General features: G+C 66.1%; 22 protein-coding genes. 3 read left to right on the plus strand and 19 right to left on the minus strand.

All coding sequences use genetic code 11. The annotated features are described in order from the left end of the window. Window positions 1–17: 17 nt before the first annotated feature. Window positions 18–671, minus strand: coding sequence for a hypothetical protein (locus ACSBPQ_RS11685; protein ID WP_442682305.1), 654 nt, complete (start codon window positions 669–671; stop codon window positions 18–20). Between the two features lie 11 nt (window positions 672–682). On the opposite strand from ACSBPQ_RS11685, the gene gloB reads away from it, so the two are divergent. Together gloB and ACSBPQ_RS11695 are read left to right on the plus strand one after the other, a co-directional pair. Then, entirely contained in the window at window positions 683–1,447 is a 765-nt protein-coding gene (gene gloB, locus ACSBPQ_RS11690; RefSeq protein ID WP_442682306.1) for a hydroxyacylglutathione hydrolase, read from the plus strand. Further along, entirely contained in the window at window positions 1,444–2,634 is a 1,191-nt protein-coding gene (locus tag ACSBPQ_RS11695; RefSeq protein ID WP_442682307.1) for a transglycosylase SLT domain-containing protein, read from the plus strand. Before gloB ends, ACSBPQ_RS11695 begins: the two co-directional genes overlap by 4 nt. 163 nt (window positions 2,635–2,797) lie before the next feature. Here the strand turns inward: ACSBPQ_RS11695 and ACSBPQ_RS11700 are convergent, their stop codons facing one another. The 18 genes from ACSBPQ_RS11700 to aspS all read right to left on the minus strand — a co-directional run bounded on the left by ACSBPQ_RS11700 (window position 2,798) and on the right by aspS (window position 20,214). Continuing rightward, the gene (locus ACSBPQ_RS11700) at window positions 2,798–4,762 is read right to left on the minus strand and encodes a peptidyl-prolyl cis-trans isomerase (RefSeq protein WP_442682308.1); all 1,965 of its coding nucleotides are present in this window, start codon (window positions 4,760–4,762) and stop codon (window positions 2,798–2,800) included. A 117-nt stretch (window positions 4,763–4,879) separates the two neighbouring features. Further along, window positions 4,880–5,545: a 7-cyano-7-deazaguanine synthase QueC gene (gene queC / locus ACSBPQ_RS11705; protein ID WP_442682309.1), complete on the minus strand. Its 666-nt coding sequence runs from the start codon at window positions 5,543–5,545 to the stop codon at window positions 4,880–4,882. A gap of 101 nt (window positions 5,546–5,646) precedes the next feature. Then, window positions 5,647–6,336: a 7-carboxy-7-deazaguanine synthase QueE gene (gene queE / locus ACSBPQ_RS11710; protein WP_442682310.1), complete on the minus strand. Its 690-nt coding sequence runs from the start codon at window positions 6,334–6,336 to the stop codon at window positions 5,647–5,649. 34 nt (window positions 6,337–6,370) lie between these two features. Then, the gene (ybgF, locus tag ACSBPQ_RS11715) at window positions 6,371–7,171 is read right to left on the minus strand and encodes a tol-pal system protein YbgF (RefSeq protein WP_442682311.1); all 801 of its coding nucleotides are present in this window, start codon (window positions 7,169–7,171) and stop codon (window positions 6,371–6,373) included. Window positions 7,172–7,174: 3 nt separating this feature from the next. Further along, window positions 7,175–7,690, minus strand: a complete 516-nt coding sequence (gene pal, locus ACSBPQ_RS11720; protein ID WP_442682312.1) for a peptidoglycan-associated lipoprotein Pal — start codon at window positions 7,688–7,690, stop codon at window positions 7,175–7,177. 64 nt (window positions 7,691–7,754) lie between these two features. Continuing rightward, the gene (tolB, locus tag ACSBPQ_RS11725) at window positions 7,755–9,074 is read right to left on the minus strand and encodes a Tol-Pal system beta propeller repeat protein TolB (RefSeq protein ID WP_442682313.1); all 1,320 of its coding nucleotides are present in this window, start codon (window positions 9,072–9,074) and stop codon (window positions 7,755–7,757) included. A 169-nt stretch (window positions 9,075–9,243) separates the two neighbouring features. Beyond that, window positions 9,244–10,320 carry a cell envelope integrity protein TolA gene (gene tolA / locus ACSBPQ_RS11730; protein WP_442682314.1) on the minus strand — a complete coding sequence of 359 codons (1,077 nt, stop codon included), beginning with the start codon at window positions 10,318–10,320 and terminating at the stop codon, window positions 9,244–9,246. Continuing rightward, the gene (gene tolR, locus ACSBPQ_RS11735) at window positions 10,310–10,738 is read right to left on the minus strand and encodes a protein TolR (RefSeq protein ID WP_442682315.1); all 429 of its coding nucleotides are present in this window, start codon (window positions 10,736–10,738) and stop codon (window positions 10,310–10,312) included. The genes tolA and tolR overlap by 11 nt, the downstream gene beginning before the upstream one ends. A 61-nt stretch (window positions 10,739–10,799) precedes the next feature. After that, window positions 10,800–11,576 carry a protein TolQ gene (tolQ, locus tag ACSBPQ_RS11740; RefSeq protein WP_442682316.1) on the minus strand — a complete coding sequence of 259 codons (777 nt, stop codon included), beginning with the start codon at window positions 11,574–11,576 and terminating at the stop codon, window positions 10,800–10,802. Between the two features lie 20 nt (window positions 11,577–11,596). Beyond that, complete coding sequence (gene ybgC, locus ACSBPQ_RS11745; protein ID WP_442682317.1) at window positions 11,597–12,022, minus strand: tol-pal system-associated acyl-CoA thioesterase; 426 nt, start codon at window positions 12,020–12,022, stop codon at window positions 11,597–11,599. Next, window positions 12,012–13,058: a Holliday junction branch migration DNA helicase RuvB gene (gene ruvB / locus ACSBPQ_RS11750; RefSeq protein ID WP_442682318.1), complete on the minus strand. Its 1,047-nt coding sequence runs from the start codon at window positions 13,056–13,058 to the stop codon at window positions 12,012–12,014. Before ruvB ends, ybgC begins: the two co-directional genes overlap by 11 nt. Before the next feature lie 46 nt (window positions 13,059–13,104). Continuing rightward, window positions 13,105–15,021 carry a potassium transporter Kup gene (locus ACSBPQ_RS11755; RefSeq protein WP_442682319.1) on the minus strand — a complete coding sequence of 639 codons (1,917 nt, stop codon included), beginning with the start codon at window positions 15,019–15,021 and terminating at the stop codon, window positions 13,105–13,107. A gap of 42 nt (window positions 15,022–15,063) precedes the next feature. Further along, window positions 15,064–15,651, minus strand: a complete 588-nt coding sequence (ruvA, locus tag ACSBPQ_RS11760) for a Holliday junction branch migration protein RuvA (RefSeq protein WP_442682320.1) — start codon at window positions 15,649–15,651, stop codon at window positions 15,064–15,066. 10 nt (window positions 15,652–15,661) lie between these two features. After that, window positions 15,662–16,183 (minus strand): crossover junction endodeoxyribonuclease RuvC, encoded by a 522-nt coding sequence (gene ruvC / locus ACSBPQ_RS11765; RefSeq protein WP_442682321.1) that lies wholly within the window; start codon window positions 16,181–16,183, stop codon window positions 15,662–15,664. Between the two features lie 69 nt (window positions 16,184–16,252). Then, window positions 16,253–16,984, minus strand: a complete 732-nt coding sequence (locus ACSBPQ_RS11770; RefSeq protein ID WP_442682322.1) for a YebC/PmpR family DNA-binding transcriptional regulator — start codon at window positions 16,982–16,984, stop codon at window positions 16,253–16,255. 64 nt (window positions 16,985–17,048) lie between these two features. Continuing rightward, entirely contained in the window at window positions 17,049–17,681 is a 633-nt protein-coding gene (locus tag ACSBPQ_RS11775; RefSeq protein ID WP_442682323.1) for an esterase/lipase family protein, read from the minus strand. Window positions 17,682–17,778: 97 nt separating this feature from the next. Next, window positions 17,779–18,300: a GNAT family N-acetyltransferase gene (locus ACSBPQ_RS11780; protein WP_442684575.1), complete on the minus strand. Its 522-nt coding sequence runs from the start codon at window positions 18,298–18,300 to the stop codon at window positions 17,779–17,781. Between the two features lie 156 nt (window positions 18,301–18,456). Next, a complete protein-coding gene (aspS, locus tag ACSBPQ_RS11785) occupies window positions 18,457–20,214 on the minus strand; it encodes an aspartate--tRNA ligase (protein WP_442682324.1) in 1,758 nt (585 codons plus the stop codon). 388 nt (window positions 20,215–20,602) lie between these two features. Between aspS and ACSBPQ_RS11790 the strand changes: the two genes are divergently transcribed. After that, complete coding sequence (locus ACSBPQ_RS11790; protein ID WP_442684576.1) at window positions 20,603–21,337, plus strand: DUF3011 domain-containing protein; 735 nt, start codon at window positions 20,603–20,605, stop codon at window positions 21,335–21,337. Window positions 21,338–21,374 lie beyond the last annotated feature (37 nt).

Below are 21,374 nucleotides of genomic sequence, written 5' to 3' on the forward strand. Positions count from 1 at the left end.
TAATTCCGTCAGGGGGATCAGGTCGCCAGCGGCCTGCGCCAATCGGCCGACCGCAATTGGCCGACACCGGTAAGGGGAACCGCCCGCTTCTCCGCGACCAGCAGGCAGACAGCGCGCAGGGCCGGCAATGAGCGTCCGTTGCCAGCACCCGGGCGTCCCAGCAGCGGGCCCAGGTGATGCACGGCGGTGCATTGCAGCCCTTCGCCGCGCAGCTGCATACGGCAGCGGCCGGCGGATGGCGGTCGCGCATCATGCCATTGCCAGTGGGCGCGGTAGGGACTGCAGCGGTTGAGCAGCGTCATCCACAGGCGTCCACCCGGCATCAGCACCCGCGCGCATTCAGCCACAAGCGCCTGCATCTGCTCGGCGGCGACATGCTGCAGCACAATGGTCTTGAGCGCTTCGCCCGGCAGCGGCAACGGCAGGCTGCAACGCAGGTCGCCGTCATAACCGCGGCCGCCCGCGCAGGGATGCAGCCGCAGGCCCCGTCCTTGCGGCAACTCGCCGGGCAGCCAGTCCGGATTCGGTGCCAGCCACAGCCACGGCTGCACCGGCACTTCGTTCAGGCGTTCAAACAGGCTGCGGTGCTCCAGCTCACGCATTGCCAGGGCGCTTTCCATCGCGAACCAGGCCGGGACTGCAGCTTGACGGGGGAACGGGGCGGCAGGCATGGTCCAATTCTATGCGACTCACAGCCCTGCCTGCATTCCAGGACAACTACATCTGGGCGCTGCAAACCACGGATGGACGTGCGGTTTTCGTCGATCCGGGCCAATCGGCACCGGTGTTCGACGCCGTCGCCCAAGGCATGCAGCCCGCTGCCCTGCTGCTCACCCACCACCACAACGACCACATCGGCGGCGTCGCCGAGCTGCGCCAGCGCTGGCCGCAGCTGCCGGTTTTCGCGCCCGTGGATGAACGCATCACCGTGGAATGTGAACGGGTGGGCGACAACCAGCGGGTACAATTGCCCGGTTTTGATTTCAGCGTGATGGAAGTTCCCGGCCACACGCGGAGCCATCTCGCCTATTTCGGCCACGGGCACCTGTTCTGTGGCGACATGCTGTTCAGCCTCGGCTGTGGACGCATGTTCGAAGGTACGCCGGCCCAGATGCTGGCCTCGCTCACGCGTATGGCCGCCCTGCCCCCGCAGACCCGGGTCTGTTGCGGGCACGAGTACACGCTGGCCAATGCCGTGTTCGCGCGGCATGTCGACCCCAACAACGCGGCATTGCAACGCCGCCAGAAGGAAGCCCAGGACATGCGCAGCCACTGCCTTCCCACTGTTCCGGCCGTACTGGCCGATGAACTGCAATGCAATCCGTTCCTGCGGACCGGCGATGCCGCCGTCGTCGCCGCAGTCGCCACCCGGCTCGGCCGGACACCGGCGGATGCGGTGGAAACCTTCGCCGAGCTGCGCCGCTGGAAAGACGGGTTCAGCGCATGAAGCGGCCGATATTGCCGCTGGCACTGGCACTGGCCCTCGGGATCGGCACCAGCAACGCGCAATCGCTGCCCGCCAGCGCCGGGGTCAGCCAGAACCTTGCGGCACTGGGCGCTTTTCCGCTCGATCCGGCCACGTTGCCGGCCCCCAGCGTCCGCAACGGCCACGATATCTTCACCGCTTTCCGCGAAGGGCTGGCCGACCCGCAATGCGACGCCGACGCCACCAATCCGCGCTGGCGCAAGCATTTCGCCCATGCCCCGGCACGGCTGGGCAATATCGAGGATGACGCGCTGCCGCTGTTCGGCTACGTCGTGGATCAGTTGCGCGCCGCGCACCTGCCCACCGAGTTCGCGCTGATTCCCTTCGTCGAAAGCGGCTACCGGCCGGGTGCCCGCAATCCCAGTGGACCGACCGGGCTGTGGCAGTTCATCGGCTCCACCGCGCGCAACCATCGCATCCCGATGGAAAACGGCTATGACGGCCGTCTTTCTGCGGTGGATTCGACCCAGGCGGCGGTGCGCTACCTGAAGAGCCTGCACGGCATGTTCGGCGGCGACTGGCGGCTGGCGGTCATGGGCTACAACGCCGGTGAATACCGCATCCTGCAGTCGCTGCGACGCGCCGGCATGAACGCCCAGAACGCACGCCCGGCGGAACTGCCCGGCCTGTCGCCGATCACCTACGCCTATGTGGAAAAACTGCACGCGCTGGCCTGCGTGCTGGAGCAGGCCGAGCAGAATCCTGACCGGATGGCCACGCTGGATCGTCCGGTGCCGATCCTCAAAAGCCACACGCTGCCGGCCAATACCTCGCTGGGCAGTTGGGCCACGCGCAATGCGCTGGATCCGGCCCATATCGCCCGCCTCAACCCTGCCGTGTCCGGCACGCGTGCAGGCGTGCGCGTACTGGCGCCGGTACATGCCGGAAGCGGGCAGCAGGAAAGCAGCACCGCGATCTACGCCACTGCCACTACCACCGCCGCAGCCGCTCCCACCCGCGTCACGGCCAGCACCAGCAGCAGCGCCCGCAGCGCCCGTCGCCATACCGTCCGCAGCGGCGAATCGGCCTGGTCCATCGCCCGGCGTTACGGCATTCCGCTCAAGGCCCTGCTGAGCCGCAACAACCTCGATGCAAAGGCAGCACTCAAGCCGGGCATGGTGCTCAGCTTCGAGGAATCAGGCTCCTGAGCACAGCCCGGCAGCGGCAAAGCCCCGGCGCTGCTGAAGCAGATCCGCCCACCGCCTGAACCGGTCTGTCATAGGCAATGAAAACGGCGCTTTCCCTCATCGGGAAGCGCCGTTTTGTTGAGCGGTTGTCCGGCACCGGTTCAAGCGGTGCCGGTGTGCAGGCTCAGAGCTGGTCTTCCTGCACCTGCACCTTGAAGCGCTTGCGCATGCCGTCGACATAGGCCTTGGCGGCAGCGGCGCCATCGATCTGGCTGAGCTGCTGCTTGAGCATCGCCTGCTGCTGCGCGTCCACCTGGCTGATATCGCCCGGCGTCACCTTGGTGACCGCAAACACCGCATAGCGGCCTTCCATCGCCACCTTGCCATGGCTCGGTTTGTCGCCGGCCGGCGGTGCGACCGCGAACACGGCCTGGTTGGCCTCGACCGACGGCATCGGCGCGGTACGCGGCAGGCCCGGCATCGGCAGCAGCTGCAGCTTTTCCGGCTCCGCCAGCGCCTGCAGGGTCTGACCCGCCTCGAGCTTGGCCAGCAACGCATCGGCCGCCTTGGCAGACTGCTCGGCGGTGCGGTGTACGTGGATCGCCGCGATCACCTGGTCACGCACCTGCGCCAACGGCATTGCCTGTTCCGGAGTGTGGGCGGTCACGCGCAGCATCACGCTGTGGTTGGGCGTGATCTCGATCGGATCGCTGACCGTGCCATCCTCGATCAGCGCATCGGCGAAGGCGGCGCGCAGCACCGCCGGATTGGCGGCAATGCCAGCGGCCGTGGTCCGGCTGAACGGACCGAGCTGCTGCACCTGCAGGCCCACTTCCTTGGCAGCCGGCTCCAGCGCAGTCGGATTCTTGTAGACCAGGTCGACCAGGCGACCACTGAGTTCGTTGAAGGCCTTCTCGCTGTCGGCCTGCAGCTGCTCGGCTGCCAGCTGTTCACGCACGTCCTCGAACGAGCGGCCTTCCCCGCCCTTGATCTCGCGCAGCTTCAGCACGTGATAGCCGAAATCGGTCTTGACCGGCCCACGGATCTCGCCCGGCTGCATCGCGTACAGCGCATCCTCGAACGGCTTGACCATCACATCGCGCTCGACCCAGCCCAGGTCACCGCCCTCGTCCTTGGAGCCGGGATCATCCGAATTGGCCTTGGCCAGCGCGGCAAAATCGGCGCCCTGCCTCGCTTCTTCGGCCAGCTTGGCGGCCTTGCCCTCGGCGGCCTTCTGCGCAGCCGCATCCGTGCCCGCAGTGATCAGGATATGCGACGCAAGCCGCTGCTCCGGCGCAACGAAACGCGCCTTTTCTTCTTCATAGCGCTGGCGCAGGGTCGCCTCGTCGGCAGCCGCCACCGCCGGCATCTTGGCCGCATCCAGTTCGACGTACTCGATGGAGACGGTTTCCGGCTGCAGGAAATCCTTCGGGTGGCCTTCGTACCACTGCTTGATCTCGTCATCGCTGACCGCGGCGGTATCGGCCGGCACTTCCGGCAACAGCGCGAATTCGACATCACGCGTCTCGCCCAGCAGCTTCAGCAGACGCTCGCTCTCGCCCTTGGTGGCAAAGCCGGACTGCGCCAGCGCGCTGGGGATGATCGACTGCTGCAGGCTGGTGCGCACGACCTCCTCGAACATCGCCGGCGTACGCGGCGGCATGCTCTGCGCCAGCACCAGACGGTACTGGTCGGCATCGAACTTGCCGTCACGCTGGAACGCCGGAATGCTGGCGATGTAATCACGGACGGCCGCATCACCGATGACGATGCGTGCATCCTCGGCGGCCAGGCGGACCACCTGCTCGTCGATCAGCTGGTCCAACACCACCCGCTTGTTCTCCACGGATTCGAACTCGCGCGGATCGAAGTTGTCGCCGTCCTGCTCGCGGGCCTGCATGCGCGCCTGCTCGAAACGCGTGCGGAACTCCTCGTTGCTGATCTCGTGATGGTTCCAGAACAGCGACAGCGGCCACCACGACGGTGCCGACTTCCACCATCCCGGGGGGGCGGACACCTTGGCCACGTTCTGCGCGCCGACGCCGCCAAGGTAGCTGCTGTCGATCACAAACAGGAACGGAATCATCAACAGGCCCAGGATCACAGTAACGATCCAGCCCGAGGTCTTGTCGCGGAGTTTCTGCAGCATGGGAAAAATCACGGCCTATTGGCGAGCCCGGCAGTGTAACCCGCTTCCCGCCGGACTCCCAGCACAGGGCCCCCGGCCGTGACGCCGGGACCGCAAGTGGCCGCTGACGCGGTGCGCTCAGGCGTAATGGGTGGGATCGGCCAGTCCGGCCGCGGCAAAGCCGTCCGCCCGCAGCCGGCAGGCATCGCAGTGGCCGCACGCCTTCCCCTGGGCATCGGCCTGGTAACAGGACACGGTAAGGCCGAAGTCCACGCCCAGGCGCAGGCCCTCGCTGGCGATCTGCGCCTTGCTCAGGTACTGCAGCGGTGCATGCACGCGGATGCCGGCACCCTCGACCCCGGCCTTGGTGGCGAGGTTGGCCAATGCCTGGAAGGCGGCGACGAACTCGGGCCGGCAATCCGGGTAACCGGAGTAGTCCACCGCGTTCACGCCGCAGAAGATGTCGTTGGCCCCCAGCACCTCGGCCCAACCCAGTGCAAGCGACAACATGATGGTGTTGCGGGCCGGCACATACGTCACCGGGATACCGGCCTCCCCGGCCTCGGGGACGTCGATGTCATCGGTAAGCGCCGAGCCGCCGATGCTGCGCAGGTCGACATCGACCACTTTGTGCCCGGCCACGCCCAGCGCGGCGGCAACCCGCACCGCAGCATCCAGCTCGGAGGTATGCCGCTGACCATAGCGCACGCTCAGCGCATGCACCTCGAAGCCCTGTTCCTGGGCGATGGCGACGACGGCGGCCGAGTCCATGCCGCCGGAAAGAAGCACAACTGCTTTCTTCATCGAATTTCATCCGGTTGGGAGTCAAAGCCAGCACGCTGTCCCGCGCCGGAGTTCTGCAAAACCACCCTGCGAGAGGGGGCACATGGGAATGCTGCCCGGGATCAGTGTCCGGGCGCGTCATCCCAGAGAAGTTTGTGCAATTGCATCTGGAAGCGCACCGGCAGGCGATCGGCAATGATCCAGTCCGCCAGCTCGCGCGCGCTCACCTGCGACTTGCTCGGCGAGAACAACACCATGCAGCGCTGCGGCAAGCCGTGCTCACGCAGCATCGCCCTGGCCCACTCGTAGTCGGCGCGACTGCAGATCACGAACTTGAGCTGGTCGCGTGTGGTCAGCAGCGGAATGTTCTCCAGCCGGTTGCGTGCCATTTCACCCGAATCCGGCGTCTTCAGGTCGACCACCCGCGATACGCGCGGATCAACCGCGGCGATATCCAGTGCACCGGAGGTCTCCAGCGAGACATCCAGACCGGCATCGCACAGCTTCTGCAACAGCACCAGGCAACGCTTCTGCGCCAACGGCTCACCGCCGGTGACGCAGACATGGCGCACGCCGGCCTTCAGCACCTCGGCGACGATGTCGTCGATATCCCACCAGTCGCCGCCGTGGAAGGCGTACTCGGTATCGCAGTACAGGCAGCGCAACGGGCAACCCGTCAGCCGCACGAACACCGTCGGCCAGCCGACGCTGTCGGCTTCGCCCTGCAGGGACAGGAAAATCTCGGTGATCTTCAGCCGCGGCAACGGCGACTGCACGATCTCGCTGGGAACAGCGGCGGAAGGGGTATTCATCATCACATCGACCGCGCCGGGCGCGGCATCAACCTCAACGCAACTGCTGGCCGAGCCGGATCGACTGCAGCCGGTCCTGTGCGGTACGGGCCGCATCACTGCCGGGGAAGCGCGACACAACCTGCTCCAGCGTCTGTTCGGCCAGGGTGCCATCCCCTTCACCGAGCTGCGACAGACCCAGCTTCAGCAGGCCACCGGCGGCCTTGTCATGGGTCGGATAGCGGGCGACGAGGTCACGGAACTGCACCTCGGCCATCTTGAAATTGCGGGTCGCGTAATAGCTTTCCCCCAGCCAGTACAGCGCATTGGGCGTGTATACGGCATTGGGGTAGATTTCCAGGAATCCCTGGAACAGCTGTGCGGAATCGGCATAGTCGCCGGCTTTCAGGGCATCGAAAGCGGCGTTGTAGGCGGCACGTTCATTGCCGGCCGATGCCAGGCTGCCGGCATCGCCACGCACGGTTGGCGGGCGCTCGGCGGTCGTTGCTGCCGGCTGCTTGGCGGCTGCAGCCGGCGTTTCCGTGTTGGTGGACGACTCGGGCACACCACCTTCAAGGCGGTTGAGGCGGCCATCAAGATCCAGATACTGGTCGCGGCCACGCTGCTTCAGCTGCTCGTTCTCATGCTGGAGCTGCTCGATCGTGCCCTGCAGGGCACGCATCTCGTCGCGCAACTGCTGCAGCTGCTGCAGCATGTCGGCATTGACCTGACTGTTGTTGACCTGCTGCTCCAGCGCGCCGACACGATCGGCCAGACTCTGCCGCTGTGCCTGCACGGGTGCGGCAGCCACGAGGGCTGCCGCGACCACGAGCATCAATTTGATGCCAGTACGCATCGATTACTGCGCGGTGTAGACGATTTCGACGCGACGGTTCTGCGACCAGCAGGACTCGTTCGTCTCGGTGCACACCGGACGCTCTTCACCGTAGGACACCACGGTCAGCTGCGAAGCCGAGCCGCCGTTGGCCTGCAGTGCCGAGTTCACGCCATTGCCACGACGCTCGCCCAGTGCCTGGTTGTAGGCACGCGAACCACGCTCGTCGGTGTGGCCCTGCAGGGTGATGCGCGAGGACGGACGGTCACGCAGGTACTTGGCGTGGCACGCCATGATGGCCTGGAACTCCGGCTTGACCGAATCCTGGTCGAAGTCGAAGTACACCACGCGCTGGCGCAGGCAGGCGTCGGTATCCAGATCGCCCGGGCCGTACAGGCCGGAAGAGGCCGGCGGCGGAACCGGGGTGGCCGGGGTGGTGTCAACCGGAGCGGCAGGCTGTTCCTTGACCTTCTTGGAGCAACCGGCCAGTGCGGCCACGGACAGCAGCGAAACGAGCAAAACGCGAGTGGACTTGTTCATGGCGTTACCTAAAGGCTCCTAAGCAGGATGAATGGGTGAATAGAGCATCGATATTAACATTTTATCAACGTACAACGCGGTAGGGACCCCATGCGGGTTCCCGCACATCCCCATCCGCCAGAACCAGCCGCTGGCGCACGCGGGCGTCAGCGGATACCGCATACAAAACCCCACGGCCACCTTCGCGGGCGGCGTACAGCACCATGCTTGCGTTGGGAGCGAAACTGGGGGATTCGTCCAGCGAACCGGTCGACAGCGTGCTCCAGCGCGGCGCCCCCAGACTGCTGTCCATCATCGCAATCTTATACGTATTGCCACTGCCCTGTGCCACGGCCATTTTCTTGCCGTCGAAGGACACGCTGGCGGTGGCGTTGTAGTTGCCCTGGAAGGTCACCCGGTTGGCGCTGCCGCCGCTGGAGGACACCTGGTAGATCTGCGGGCGACCACCACGGTCGGAGGTGAAATAGATCGAACTGCCATCGGCCGCCCAGGTCGGCTCGGTATCGATGGCGAAATGGTTGGTCAGCTGGGTCAGCTGTTTGCTGCCCAGATCCATCACATAGATTTCCGGATTGCCACTGCGCGACAGCGACAGGGCCAGCCTGCGCCCGTCCGGAGAGAACGACGGTGCACTGTTGATGCCGCGGAAGCTGGTCAACAGCTCGCGCGCGCCGGTGGAGATGTCCTGCACATAGATCGAGGAGTTGCCGCGTTCGAAACTCACGTAGGCCAGCTTGCTGCCGTCCGGGCTCCAGTTGGGCGACAGCAGCGGCTCGGCCGAGCGCACGATGGTCTGCGGATTGAAGCCATCCGAATCGGCCACCATCAGCGCGTAGCGCATGTTGGCTCCCTTGCCGCTGGCCGTGATGTAGGCGATGCGGGTCCAGAACGCGCCGCGCACGCCGGTGATCTTCTCGTAGATGGCATCGGCCATCTGATGGGCGACATCACGCATCGCGTTGGCACGGGCGGTCATCGCCAGGCCGAGCATGCGTTCGCCCTTGGCCACGTCGAACAGCTCATACTCCACGCGGTAGGCGCCGGCACCGGCATCGAGCACGCGACCGACCACCAGGTAATCCTGCTTGAGTGCCCGCCAGGTCGGGTACTGTACCTCGCTGCCGCGCGTGGGTCGCTCCACGATCTGCGCTTCAGGCAGGGTGCGGAACTGCCCGGAGCGGTCCAGATCGGCGCGCACCACCGCCGCCACGTCGGTCTGCGGCGCAGCGGCCGATCCCTGGTACGGCATCGGGACGACGGCGATCGGCTGCGCCGAGGCGTTGCCGCCGATGATGTCGATTTCCAGACCCTTCTGTTGTGCCATCGCCGCCAATGGCAGCAACAGGACAACGAGGGCGACCAGCCAACGGGACAGTTTCTTCATGGGACGCTCAACGTTACGGGGTGAGGACTGGAAAGGGATACCAGCAGGCGGATGAATATTTTCGCAATCGTGAACGGACTGCCGTGTGAAACCCATCCCCTGGATGAACACGGGACGTTACGGAAATCGGGCCGACAAGACAAAGCATCCAGCAACCGCGATCAGGCGATCAGCGATCCTGCGCCTCGAAATTGAAATTGAGATTGCGCTGGAACACCGACTCGAACCCCCGGTAGGGCAGCGGTTGGGCGCGCAGCACCGCCGCTTCGACCGAACGCCGGCCCGCCTCGTCGTAGGGACAGCTGGGGGCGAACTCGACACTGCTCACCTCGCCACCGGGCAGCTGGCGGATGGTCAGGCGGCAACGTTGCCCGCGCGGAATCGTGTCCGGCCGGATCCACTGGTTGAGCACGGCCTGCTGGATCGCCGCCGCATACTTGGCCGTCAGGTCCGTGCTGGTGCCGCCCTGCCCCGGACTCGGTGCACTTGATCCGCTGCTGGCAGCGCTGTTGGTCGATGCCGCCTGCGCCCGCGCCTGGGCATCGGCGACCTGGCGTTGACGCTGCTCGGCCAGCTTGACCTCGCGCTCGGCCTGCTCACGCTTGCGCCGCAGTTCGGCGATCCGGTTCTGGCGGTCCTGCTCGGCCTTGGTCTCATTGGCCACGCGCTGCTCTTCGGCCAGCTTCTTCTGCCGGTCGGCCTCTTCCTGCTGCTTGGCCAGCCGCGTCTTCTGCTCGGCCTCTTCCACGCGCTTGCGCTCGGTCAGGTCGATCTGCTCCTGGCGGCGCTTGGCTTCCTGCTCCTGCCGGGCCTTCTCCTGGGAGATCGCCAGCGCACTGACGCGCTCCTGGTCGACCGTATCCGGCTGGGCGATGCGCTCCTGCGCGTTGTGCTGCTGCGGTGTCATCGCATCCTGCGGACGCGGCTCGGGAAGCGGCTGTGGCGGGGTGACGGTATCTTCCGGCACCGGCTCGGGCGGTACCTCTTCCACCGGCTCGGGCAGGTCCGGCAGTTTCTCCGAGGCCTGCAGCGCCCGCCGTGCGGCGGCTGCCTCGGCCGAGGACACCTGCAGGCTCGCTTCCACCACCGGATCGCCTGCGGCGGCCTCGGTGCTGCGGGTCGGCGACCACAGCCACGCGATGATGAACACCGCCGCCACCAGCAGGTGCACCAGCAGTGCGAGGACGACCGGCAGGCCCCATTCGTTGCGGGGGTCGTGCGACGGTGGCAGTGCGTCAGCGTGCATCGGTCGCCAGACCCACCTTTTCGATCTTCGCCGCCTTGATCACATCCATCGCGGCCACAACCTTTTCGTAGGCCACGGCCTTGTCTGCGGCCACGATCACGCGCAGCTCGCGGTCCTGCGATGCCAGCGCGCCCAGCTGCGCCTGCAGCGTGCCCGCATCCATCGCCTGCGGCTCCTTGGCTTCGGGCAGTTTCAGGCTCAGTTGGCCGTCATTGCGCACGGACACGATCACCGGATCCTGCTTGCTTTCCAGCGCCTTGGCGGTGGAGCTGGGCAGGTCGACTTCAAAGCTCAAGGTCAACAGCGGCGCGGTCACCATGAAGATGATCAACAGCACCAGCATCACGTCGATGTACGGCACGACGTTGATCTCGGACTTGAGCTTGCGGCGCTTGCGCCGGGAGATGCCGGAAATCATGGAAAGCGGTTCCTATTGGATCCCCGCACGGAAACCGGCGGGCACTGGCGAGGGGTTGGCATCACTCGTCGGCGCCGGGCTGGCGCTGCAGGATCGAGCTGAACTCTTCGGCGAAGGTTTCGTAGCGCACCGCCAGCCGCTCCACGCGCGTGGTGTAGCGGTTGTAGGCCCAGGTGGCCGGGATGGCCACGAACAGACCGATGGCGGTGGCGAACAGCGCCTCGGAAATACCCGGCGCAACCGACGCGATACCGGCCTGTTCACCGCTGCTGATCATGTCGTGCATGGTCACCATGATGCCGAACACAGTGCCGACCAGGCCCACATACGGGGCGTTGGAGCCGATGTTGGCCAGCAGCTCCAGGTTGCGCTCCAGCCCGTCGACTTCGCGTGCGAAGGTGGTGCGCATGGCGCGCTGTGCACCTTCCAGCTGGCTGCGGCTGTCCTGGCCACGGCGGCCGTTGAGACGGCTGAACTCGCGGAAGCCGGATTCGAAGATCGCCTCCAGCCCATCCACCGAGCGGTTGCGATCGGCCGCCGCAGCGTACAGCTTGCCCAGATCGGCACCGGACCAGAAGCGGTTTTCGAACTCGTCGGCGGCACGGTCGGCAGCCTTGAACACGCGCGACTTGCGGAAAATGATCACCCAGCTGATGAACGAACCGGCCAGCAGCAGCAGCACGATCAGCTTGACCGGGATGCTCGCCTTGAGCATCAGCTCCAGATAGTTGATGCCGCCATGACTGGCCTGCGCAACAGTCTGCGCGGCCGCGGCGCTGACATCCGCCGGCAGGGCCTCGGTCACGGTGGCCTGCAGGGCCAGAAGCAAAGCGATCATCCGATCTTCCTCAGTGTTGCCTAAGCGGTTTTTGTTTGAAGGGGTTGAAGTGTTGCGTACAGCGTTTCATCGATGGGTTGCGGGCGGAAGTCCGCAGCACCGACAGCGGCAAGCCGGACCTGCGCACTGACCAGCACCTGGTCCCCGCGCATCACCGCCTGCGCCATCAGCAGGCTGGCCCGCCGGCATTGCACCAGTTCCACCGTGGTGGTCAGCACATCGTCCAGCTTGGCCGGCTTGAGGAAATCCAGATTCATGGCACGGACCACGAACACCTGTTCGCCACCGCTGCGCATGGCTTCCTGTCCATATCCCAGCGCGCGCATCCACTCGGTGCGCGCCCGTTCCATGAAGGCCACGTAGCGTGCGTGGTAGACCACTCCACCGGCGTCGGTATCTTCCCAGTAAATGCGTGTCGGCCAACTGAACCGCGCCTCAACCGTCATCGCGCTGCTCCACGAACAGGTCGGCTGCGACCGGTGCCGCTTTGGGCGTCAGCCCCATGTGCCGGTATGCTTTGTGGGTGGCCATGCGACCGCGTGCGGTGCGCACCAGAAACCCCTGCTGGATCAGGTAGGGCTCGACCACGTCCTCCAGCGTGCCGCGCTCTTCCGACAGCGCCGCCGCCAGCGACTCGATACCGACCGGGCCGCCATCGAAGTAGTCGACCATGGTGCGCAGCAGGCGCCGGTCCAATTCGTCGAACCCTTCCGGATCGACTTTGAGCATCTGCATCGCCGCCTGCGCGACAGCCTGGTCGATGTGGCCGGCGGCCCTGACCTGCGCATAGTCGCGCACACGCCGCAGCAGACGGTTGGCGATACGCGGGGTGCCGCGCGAACGCCGGGCGATCTCACCGGCGCCCTCGGCGCTGCAGTCGATACCCAGAATCTGCGCCGAGCGCCGCACGATGCGGGTCAGTTCTTCGGCCGAGTAGAACTCCAGCCGCTGCACGATGCCGAAGCGGTCACGCAGCGGCGCGGTCAGCAGCCCGGCGCGGGTGGTGGCACCGATCAGCGTGAACGGCGGCAGGTCGAGCTTGATCGAACGTGCGGCCGGACCCTCGCCGATCATGATGTCGATCTGGAAATCCTCCATCGCCGGATACAGCACCTCCTCCACCACCGGTGAAAGACGATGGATCTCGTCGATGAACAGCACGTCATGCGGCTGCAGGTTGGTCAGCAGCGCGGCCAGATCGCCCGCCTTCTCGATCACCGGCCCGGAAGTCACCCGCAGCGCCACGCCCAGCTCGTTGGCGATGACGTGGCTGAGCGTGGTCTTGCCCAGCCCCGGCGGCCCGAAGATCAGCACATGGTCCAGCGCCTCGCGGCGGGCCTTGGCGGCCTGGATGTAGATATCCATCTGCTCGCGCACCGGCGCCTGGCCCAGATAATCGGCCAGGCTGCGCGGGCGGATGCTGGCGTCGGCGACCTCGTCTTCCCGGGTGGCGCCAGCGCCGATGATGCGGTCGTCAGTCATCGCGTAATTATGCGGCAAGCACGCGGCAAGTCACGACCATCGCGGTTCAGATCTCCACCTGCGCGCCCAGCTCCACCAGCCGGTTGCCCGGAATGCGGAAGAAACCGGTAGCCGGGGCCGCATTGCGGTGCATGAAGGCGAACAGCTTGTCGCGCCAGATCGGCATGCCACGGTTCGCGCCGGAGACGATGGTTTCGCGGCTGGCGAAGAAGGTGGTGTCCATCGGATCGAAATAGATGCCGCCATGATCGCAGGAACGCATCAGCGCCAGCGGTACATCCGGGGTTTCCATGAAGCCGAAGCGCAGGATGATGCGGTGGAAATCGTCACCGATGGATTCAATCTTCAGGCGCTGCGCCTCCGGCGCATAGGGCACCGGCCAGGTCTCCACATGCAGGAACACGTTGCGCTCATGCAGCACCTTGTTGTGCTTGAGGTTGTGCATCAGCGCGTGCGGTACCACGCCGGGATCGGCGGTGAGGAATACCGCCGTGCCGGGCACGCGCACCGGCGGCGCCAGCATCAGCCCGGGCAGGAAGGTGTCGATGCGGATGCCGTCCTTGCGGATCTCGTCACGCAACAGTTCGCGACCACGGCGCCAGGTCCGCATCATCGTGAACAGCGCCAGCCCCAGCACCACCGGGAACCAGGCGCCCTGCAACAGCTTGGCGCCGTTGGCGATCACAAAGCCCACATCGATGAAGAGGAACACCACGCACAAGGCGAGGATGCCACGCCACGCACGCGGCCACAGCGCGCGTGCCACCAGCGCCAGCAACAGGGTGTCGATCAGCATCGTCGCCGACACCGAGATGCCGTAGGCCACGGCGAGATTGCTGGAGCTGCGGAACGCCAGCACCAGTCCGAACACCATCACCGCCAGCCCCCAGTTGATGCCGGGGATGTAGATCTGGCCGATGGTGTCGTGCGAGGTATGCAGGATGCGCATGCGCGGGATGTAACCCAGCTGCATGGCCTGGCGCGACACCGAGAACGCGCCGGTGATCACCGACTGGCTGGCGATCACCGCCGCCATCGTCGCCAGGATGATCATCGGGTACAGCGCCCAGCCCGGCACCGCCTCGAAGAACGGGTTGGACACCGCTTCGGGCCGCTGCAGCACCAGCGCGCCCTGGCCGAGGTAGTTCAGCACCAGACACGGCAGCACGAAGAAATACCAGGCATGGCGGATCGGCGGCGCACCGAAGTGGCCCATGTCCGCATACAGCGCCTCGCCACCGGTCACCGCCAGCACCACCGCACCGAGGATGAAGATGCCCTGCCAGCCGTGGTCCAGGAAGAAGCGCGCACCCCACAGCGGATTGAAGGCCTTGAGCACTTCCGGCGCGTTGATCACGTTCCAGATGCCGATCGCCGCCAGCGACAGGAACCACAGCGTCGTCACCGGGCCGAACACCTTGCCGACCTTCGCGGTGCCGAAGCGCTGCGCGGCGAACACCGCCGCCAGCACCACCAGCGTGACCGGCACCACGAAGGGCTTGAGCCCCGGCGCGGCGACCTCCAGCCCTTCGACCGCGCCCAGCACGGAAATGGCCGGTGTGATCACGCCATCGCCGAAGAACAGCGAGGCGCCGAAGATGCCGAGGATGCCGACCACATAGGCCGAGCGCGAGCCGTTGCGCAAGGTGCGCTGGGCCAGCGCCATCAGCGCCATGATGCCGCCCTCGCCGTTGTTGTCGGCGCGCATGATGATGGTCACGTACTTGAGCGTGACCACCATGTTCAGCGCCCAGAACGCCAGCGACAGCACGCCCAGCACGGTGTCGTGATCGCTGTTGAGGCCGTAGTGGGGCGAGAACGCCTCCTTCAGCGTGTACAGCGGGCTGGTGCCGATGTCGCCAAACACCACGCCGATGGCGCCGATGACCAGCGCCAGCCCCCCGGCGGTACCGTGACCATTGGACTGCCCGGAAGACTCAGACTGCGGCGACGCGTGGGACATGGATGCCTCGATTGGCGACGTACCGGCGGAAAAAGAGTGGACTCAGCGCAACGCCGATTGCAACGCCTTGCGGATGACGGTGGCGACATCGTCACCCTCGGCGACCGCATCGCGCGCCATCTTCGCCGCTTCGGTGGGTTTGTAACCGAGCTGCTGCAGCGCCACCGTCGCCTCCGACACCGGGTCGTTGCCCAGCTGTCCGGCAATCGGCGCACCGCCACCGCTGAAATTGGCCGTGCGGTCGCGCAGCTCCACGATCATGCGCTCGGCGGTCTTCTTGCCGATCCCCGGAATACGGGTCAGCGCAGTGATGTCACCGGTCTGGATCAGCCGTGCGAACTCCTCGACACTGGCACCCGACAGCACCGCCAGCGCGATCTTGGCGCCGATCCCGCTGACCTTCTGCACATCGCGGAACAGCCGGCGCTCGCCCTCGCGCAGGAAGCCGTACAGCGAGACGCTGTCCTCTTTCTGCGCGTAATGGGTGAACAGGATGACCTCGCGACCGACATCGGGCAGGTCATAGAAAGTGCTCATCGGCGCTTCCAGCTCGTAGCCGACGCCGTTGACGTCGATCACCAGCCACGGCGGCGCCTTGTAGGCGAGGATGCCACGCAGGCGTCCGATCATTTCCAGCTCCTCATTTGCGACTCCACGCCTGACGCACATCCACGCCCAGCCGGTTGGCGGTGGCGCGCACATGCGCGTGGGTGATGGCCACGGCCAGCGCATCGGCGGCATCGGCCTGCAGCTTGCCCTTCAGATTCAACATCAGGCCCACCATATGCTGGACCTGCTCCTTCTGCGCGCTGCCACGCCCGACCACCGCCAGCTTGATTTCGGTGGCCGCATATTCGCTGACCGGCAGATCGCGCATCACCACCGCGCAGATCGCCGCGCCGCGCGCCTGCCCCAGCTTCAGCGCCGAATCGGCGTTCTTGGCCATGAACACCTTCTCGATGGCCACTTCCTGCGGACGGTATTCCTCGATCAGCGCATGCAGGCCATCGGCCAGCCGTTTCAGCCGCTGGGCGAAGCCGTCCGCCCCCAGCAGCACCAGCGGCCCGTGATAGACCGGGCTGGCCCGCCCGCTGGCGTCGATGTCGATGATGCCGACACCGGTGCGCTGCGAGCCGGGGTCAATGCCGAGGATGCGTGTCATGGATACCTTGCCGGATCGGGAACAGCGGCCATGGTCCCGCACCGCCGTCTCAACCCATGGGACAGCGGCTCAGAGGCCTTCGATGCTGGCCTGGTCGACATTGGAATACACCCCCTGCACGTCATCGAGGTCTTCCAGCATGTCCAGCAGCTTCTTGACCTGCAGCGCGACATCGCCTTCCACGACGATGTCGTTGTCGGCACGGAACGTGATTTCGGCATGGTCCGGGGCCAGCGCCGCCGCCTCCATCGCCTCCTTCACCGCCAGGAACGACTCGGGCGTGGTGATCACGTCGATCGCGCCATCTTCCGGATAGACCGCGATGTCGTCGGCACCGGCATCGATCGCCGCTTCGGTGATCGCCTCCTCGCTCGCACCCGGCGCATAGGCCAGCACGCCCAGCCGCTTGAACATGAAAGCCACCGAGCCTTCGGTGCCCATGTTGCCGCCATTGCGCGAAAAGGCATGGCGCACGTCGGCCACGGTACGCACGCGGTTGTCGGTCAGGCAGTCGACGATCACCGCCACGCCGCCCGGCGCATAACCCTCGTAGCGCACTTCTTCGTATTCGACGCCTTCCAGCTCACCGGTGGCCTTCTTGATCGCACGCTCGATCACGTCCTTGGACATGTTCGCCGCCATGCCCTTGTCCATCGCCGTGCGCAGCCGCGGGTTGTTGTTGGGGTCCCCTCCACCGCCGCGTGCCGCCACGCTGATCTCACGGATGATCTTGGTGAAAATCTTGCCGCGCTTCGCGTCAGACGCGTTCTTGCGGCCTTCGATGGAAGGACCTCTACCCATGGCGATACCGTACATCTGTCAGGAACAGGGCGTGGATTCTAACCGATCGCCCGGCTCCGGCCGCTCAGGCGACCTGTCGCACCGGGCGTTGCAGGAAGCGGCCCTCACGCAGGAACGCCGCGGTCTGCAGCGCCCCCTCCGGCGACAGCACCAGCCCGCTGTGGCTGGCGGCCACCACGCAATGATCGGCCAGGCCCGGCAAACGGGTCTCGGCCAGCGCCACGGTGCCGTCGGAGTCGGCATGCACCGCGCCCAGCAGCGCGCCCAGTCCGTGCGGCACCGAACCGGCCACCAGCCCGACCTCGGCCCGCCCCTTCCACTCCGGCAAACCATGCCTCAGCAGGCCACCACTACGCCCGAGCGCCGCCGACCAGCCATGGCTGGCCAGCGCGCGCGCCGTTTCACTGCCACACAGCGGCGAGCCCAGGCACACCACCCGCGGCACCTCTAGCTCCGGTGCCACTCGCAGCGCTTCCAGCGCCACCAGCCCGCCCAGGCTGTGACCGACCAGCGCGACCGGGCCGGCAGCATGCAAGCGTTCCACCAGCTGCGGCACCGCCACTTCCGGGCCGCCGAACACACTGGGATAGCCGAAGGTGTCGACCGTGAATCCCTGCGCACGCAGCCGCCACGCCAGCGGCCCCACCCAGGCGCGGGCGTTCCAGATGCCGTGCAGCAACACTATCCGCGATGTCATCCATACCCCCCGCGCCACACCCGGCGCCCGTCACCGACAGGCAAGTGATAACCGCCACACCGCCAATCGCAGGTGAAGCCGGCAACCGGCAATGGTTTCAAGGGGTGCGGCGCAGGATGAATTCCCGGTCGCGGACGCGCCCGACCGGGAATTCGTACTCACCGGCCTTCTCGAACCCATGCCGGCCGTAGAAGCGCTGTGCGCCGAAGTTTTCCGACCATACCCCGATCCACAAGGTACGCGGGCCGTCCCGCTCCAGCCAGGCCAGCGTGGCCTCGAACAGGCGACCACCCCAGCCGTTGCCCTGATGTTCCTTGAGCAGATACAGGCGCTTGAGTTCGCCATCGCCGGGGCGCACCTGCGGATGCGGCAGGCCACACGGCCCGGCCGCGGCATGACCCACGGCTACGCCGTCACATTCGAGCAGCCACACCGCGTAATCGGGATGCGCCAGGATCACCCGCTGGCGTTCGGCCGGATAGGCCTCGTCCAGGAACGCCTGCAGATCCTCCGGCGGGTACAGATGCCCGAAGGTTTCGACAAACGTGCGCGTGGCCAGCGCCGACAACGTGTCGGCATCGTCGGTAGTGGCGCGGCGGAGCGTGTAGCGATCGTCGATCACGTGGACTTCCGATGATGCGGAAACGGCGTCCAATCTATTCGAAGAAGCCGCCTTCAAACAAAACCGCCAACGCATCCCTCCGGAGGCATTGACGGCCGCTGTCGCCCGGCGCTCATCGACGCGACCGGGCAATCCTTGAGATGCAGCCGCAGCTTATTCCTTGGCGGTCTTTTCCCGTACCTGCACGTGCACCTCGGCCAGCTGCGCATCGGCGATCGGCGACGGCGCGTCGGTCATCAGGCACTGCGCGCCAGTGGTCTTCGGGAACGGGATCACGTCACGGATCGACTCGGTACCGGCCATCAGCGCGGCGATACGGTCGATACCGAAGGCGATGCCACCGTGCGGCGGCGCGCCGTAGTTCAACGCATCCAGCAGGAAGCCGAACTTGGCGCGCGCCTCTTCGGCACCGATGCCGAGCAGCTCGAACACCGCGCTCTGCATTTCCGGACGGTGGATACGGATCGAACCACCGCCGATCTCGTTGCCGTTGAGCACCATGTCGTAGCCGCGCGAGACGGCGGTCTTGGCATTGGCGCGCAGCTCGGCGACATCGTCCACCGCCGGTGCGGTGAAGGGGTGATGCAGGGCCACGTAGCGCTGCTCTTCCTCGTCCCACTCGAACATCGGGAAGTCGGTGACCCACAGCGGTGCCCAGCCGTCGGCGACCAGGTTGAAATCCTTGCCGGCCTTCAGGCGCAGCGCGCCCATGAAGTCGGAGACCTTGTTGTAGCCACCGGCACCGAAGAACACGATGTCGCCATTGCCCGCACCCACGTGCTTGAGCAGCGCGGCGAAGGCGTCATCGGCAAAGAACTTCTGGATCGGCGAGCTGATCTCGCCGTTGTCGGCGATCTTGATGTAGGCCAGCCCCTTGGCGCCGTACTTGGCGGCGTGGGCGGCGTATTCGTCGATCTGCTTGCGGGACAGCGACGCGCCACCGGGGATGCGCAGCGCGGCCACGCGGCCGTCGGCGTCATTGGCCGGGCCGGTGAACACCGCGAACTCGCTGTCCTTGACCAGTTCGGCCACGTCGACCAGCTCCAGCGCGATGCGCAGGTCCGGCTTGTCCGAGCCGTAGCGACGCATCGCCTCGGCCCAGGTCATGCGCGGGAACTCGGCCGCCAGCTCGACGTCCACCACTTCCTTGAAAGTGGCGCGGATCATGTTCTCGACGAAATCCTGGATGTCGCGCTCGCGGACGAAGGCGAACTCCATGTCCAGCTGGGTGAATTCGAGCTGGCGGTCGGCGCGCAGCGCTTCATCGCGGAAGCAGCGGGCAATCTGGTAGTAGCGGTCAAAGCCGGCCACCATCAGGATCTGCTTGAACAGCTGCGGGCTCTGCGGCAGGGCGTAGAACTCGCCCGGGTGCATGCGTGCCGGCACCAGAAAGTCGCGCGCGCCTTCCGGGGTGGCCTTGGTCAGGATCGGGGTTTCGATGTCCTGGAAGCCACGGCCATCCAGATGGCGGCGCAGCGCCTGCACCAGCTTGATGCGGGTGCGCTGCATGCGCTGCATTTCCGGGCGGCGCAGGTCCAGGTAACGGTACTTCAGGCGGGTGTCCTCGCCCGGGTTCTCATGCGCGTGGAACGGCAGCGGCGCGGCCTTGTTCAGCACAGTGATGGCGGTGGCGATCACCTCGACCTTGCCGGTCTTCATCTTGTCGTTGACCGCATGGCGCGCGCGCACCACGCCTTCCACCTGCAGCACGTCCTCGTAGCCCAGGCTGGCGGCGACGGCGAACACTTCCGCGTTGTCGATCTCCACCGTCACCTGCACGATGCCTTCGTGGTCGCGAAGATCGATGAAGCAGACACCGCCCTGATTACGGGCGACGTCGGTCCAGCCGGCGAGAGTGACGGTTTGGCCGATCAGGGTCTCATCGACCAGGCCGCAGAAATGGGTACGCATGGAAAACTCCGCAGGGGGCTGCCGGTGCGCGACGGCACCGGAAAGATTTTACCGGCCACGGCCGGTCAAGCCGGTTATTTTGCGGCCCGGACGGTGCAGGAGCAAATCCCGCAGCCAGTCACGCCCGCTTAAGCAGGGTGGGGCCTATAGTCAGCCACCTCCGGAACTGAATGGGGACGTCACGATGAAACGCCATCTCCTGCTCGCCCTTCTGGCCACCGCGCTTCCTGCTGCCGTGCTGGCCTCCCTGCCGTTGCCAGCGCACGCGCAGGCGACCCGCGCCTACGCCCCGGAGGACCTGCGCCAGCTCAATCGCGCCGACCGCGCGCGGGTGATCGAGCGTGAATATGCCGACCAGTCGCGGGGGCGCCGCATCCCCGACGACCAGATGGAGTTCTATCTGGACCAGATCAACTCCGGCTGGGGCTTCTCCCGCATCAAGCAGGACATCGCCACCTCGCTGCGTGGCAATGGCGGCGGCGACTGGAACGGGAACGGCAACGCAGGCACGATCCGCTGCGAGAGCAACGACAACCGCCAACGCGTCTGCAACACCGGCTGGCGGCGCGCCACGCTGGTGCGGCAGCTGTCCAGGACCCAGTGCATCGAGGGCCGCAACTGGGGCAGCGGCAATGGTTCGGTGTGGGTCAACAGCGGCTGTCGCGCCGAGTTCGCCGAAGGTCGTGGCAATTCGAACGGCAACTGGAACGGCAATGCCGGCACGATCCGCTGCGAAAGCAATGACCGGCGCCACCGTGTCTGCAACACCGGCTGGCGTCGCGCCACACTGGTGCGGCAGCTGTCCAAGGCCCAGTGCATCGAAGGCCGCAACTGGGGCAGCAGCAATGGCTCGGTGTGGGTCAACAGTGGCTGTCGCGCCGAGTTCACCGAGGCCCGCGGCCATGGCTGGGGCAACAACCAGGGCCAGATCAACAACTACACCGTCACCTGCAGCAGCGAAGACAACCGCATGCGCTCCTGTGCCTGGGACCGTCGTGCAGGCCGCCCGGTGCTGATCCAGCAGCTGTCCAAGGCCCAGTGCGTCGAAGGCCGCAATTGGGGCTACAGCGGCAACAGCCTGTGGGTCAACAACGGCTGCCGCGCCCGCTTCGGCAGCCGCTGAACGTAAGCGCCAGTCAGCAGGTCGAGAAATAAGGAAG

It is taken from the genome of Stenotrophomonas sp. JC08 (genome assembly GCF_052180205.1).
Classification (GTDB): Bacteria; Pseudomonadota; Gammaproteobacteria; order Xanthomonadales; family Xanthomonadaceae; genus Stenotrophomonas.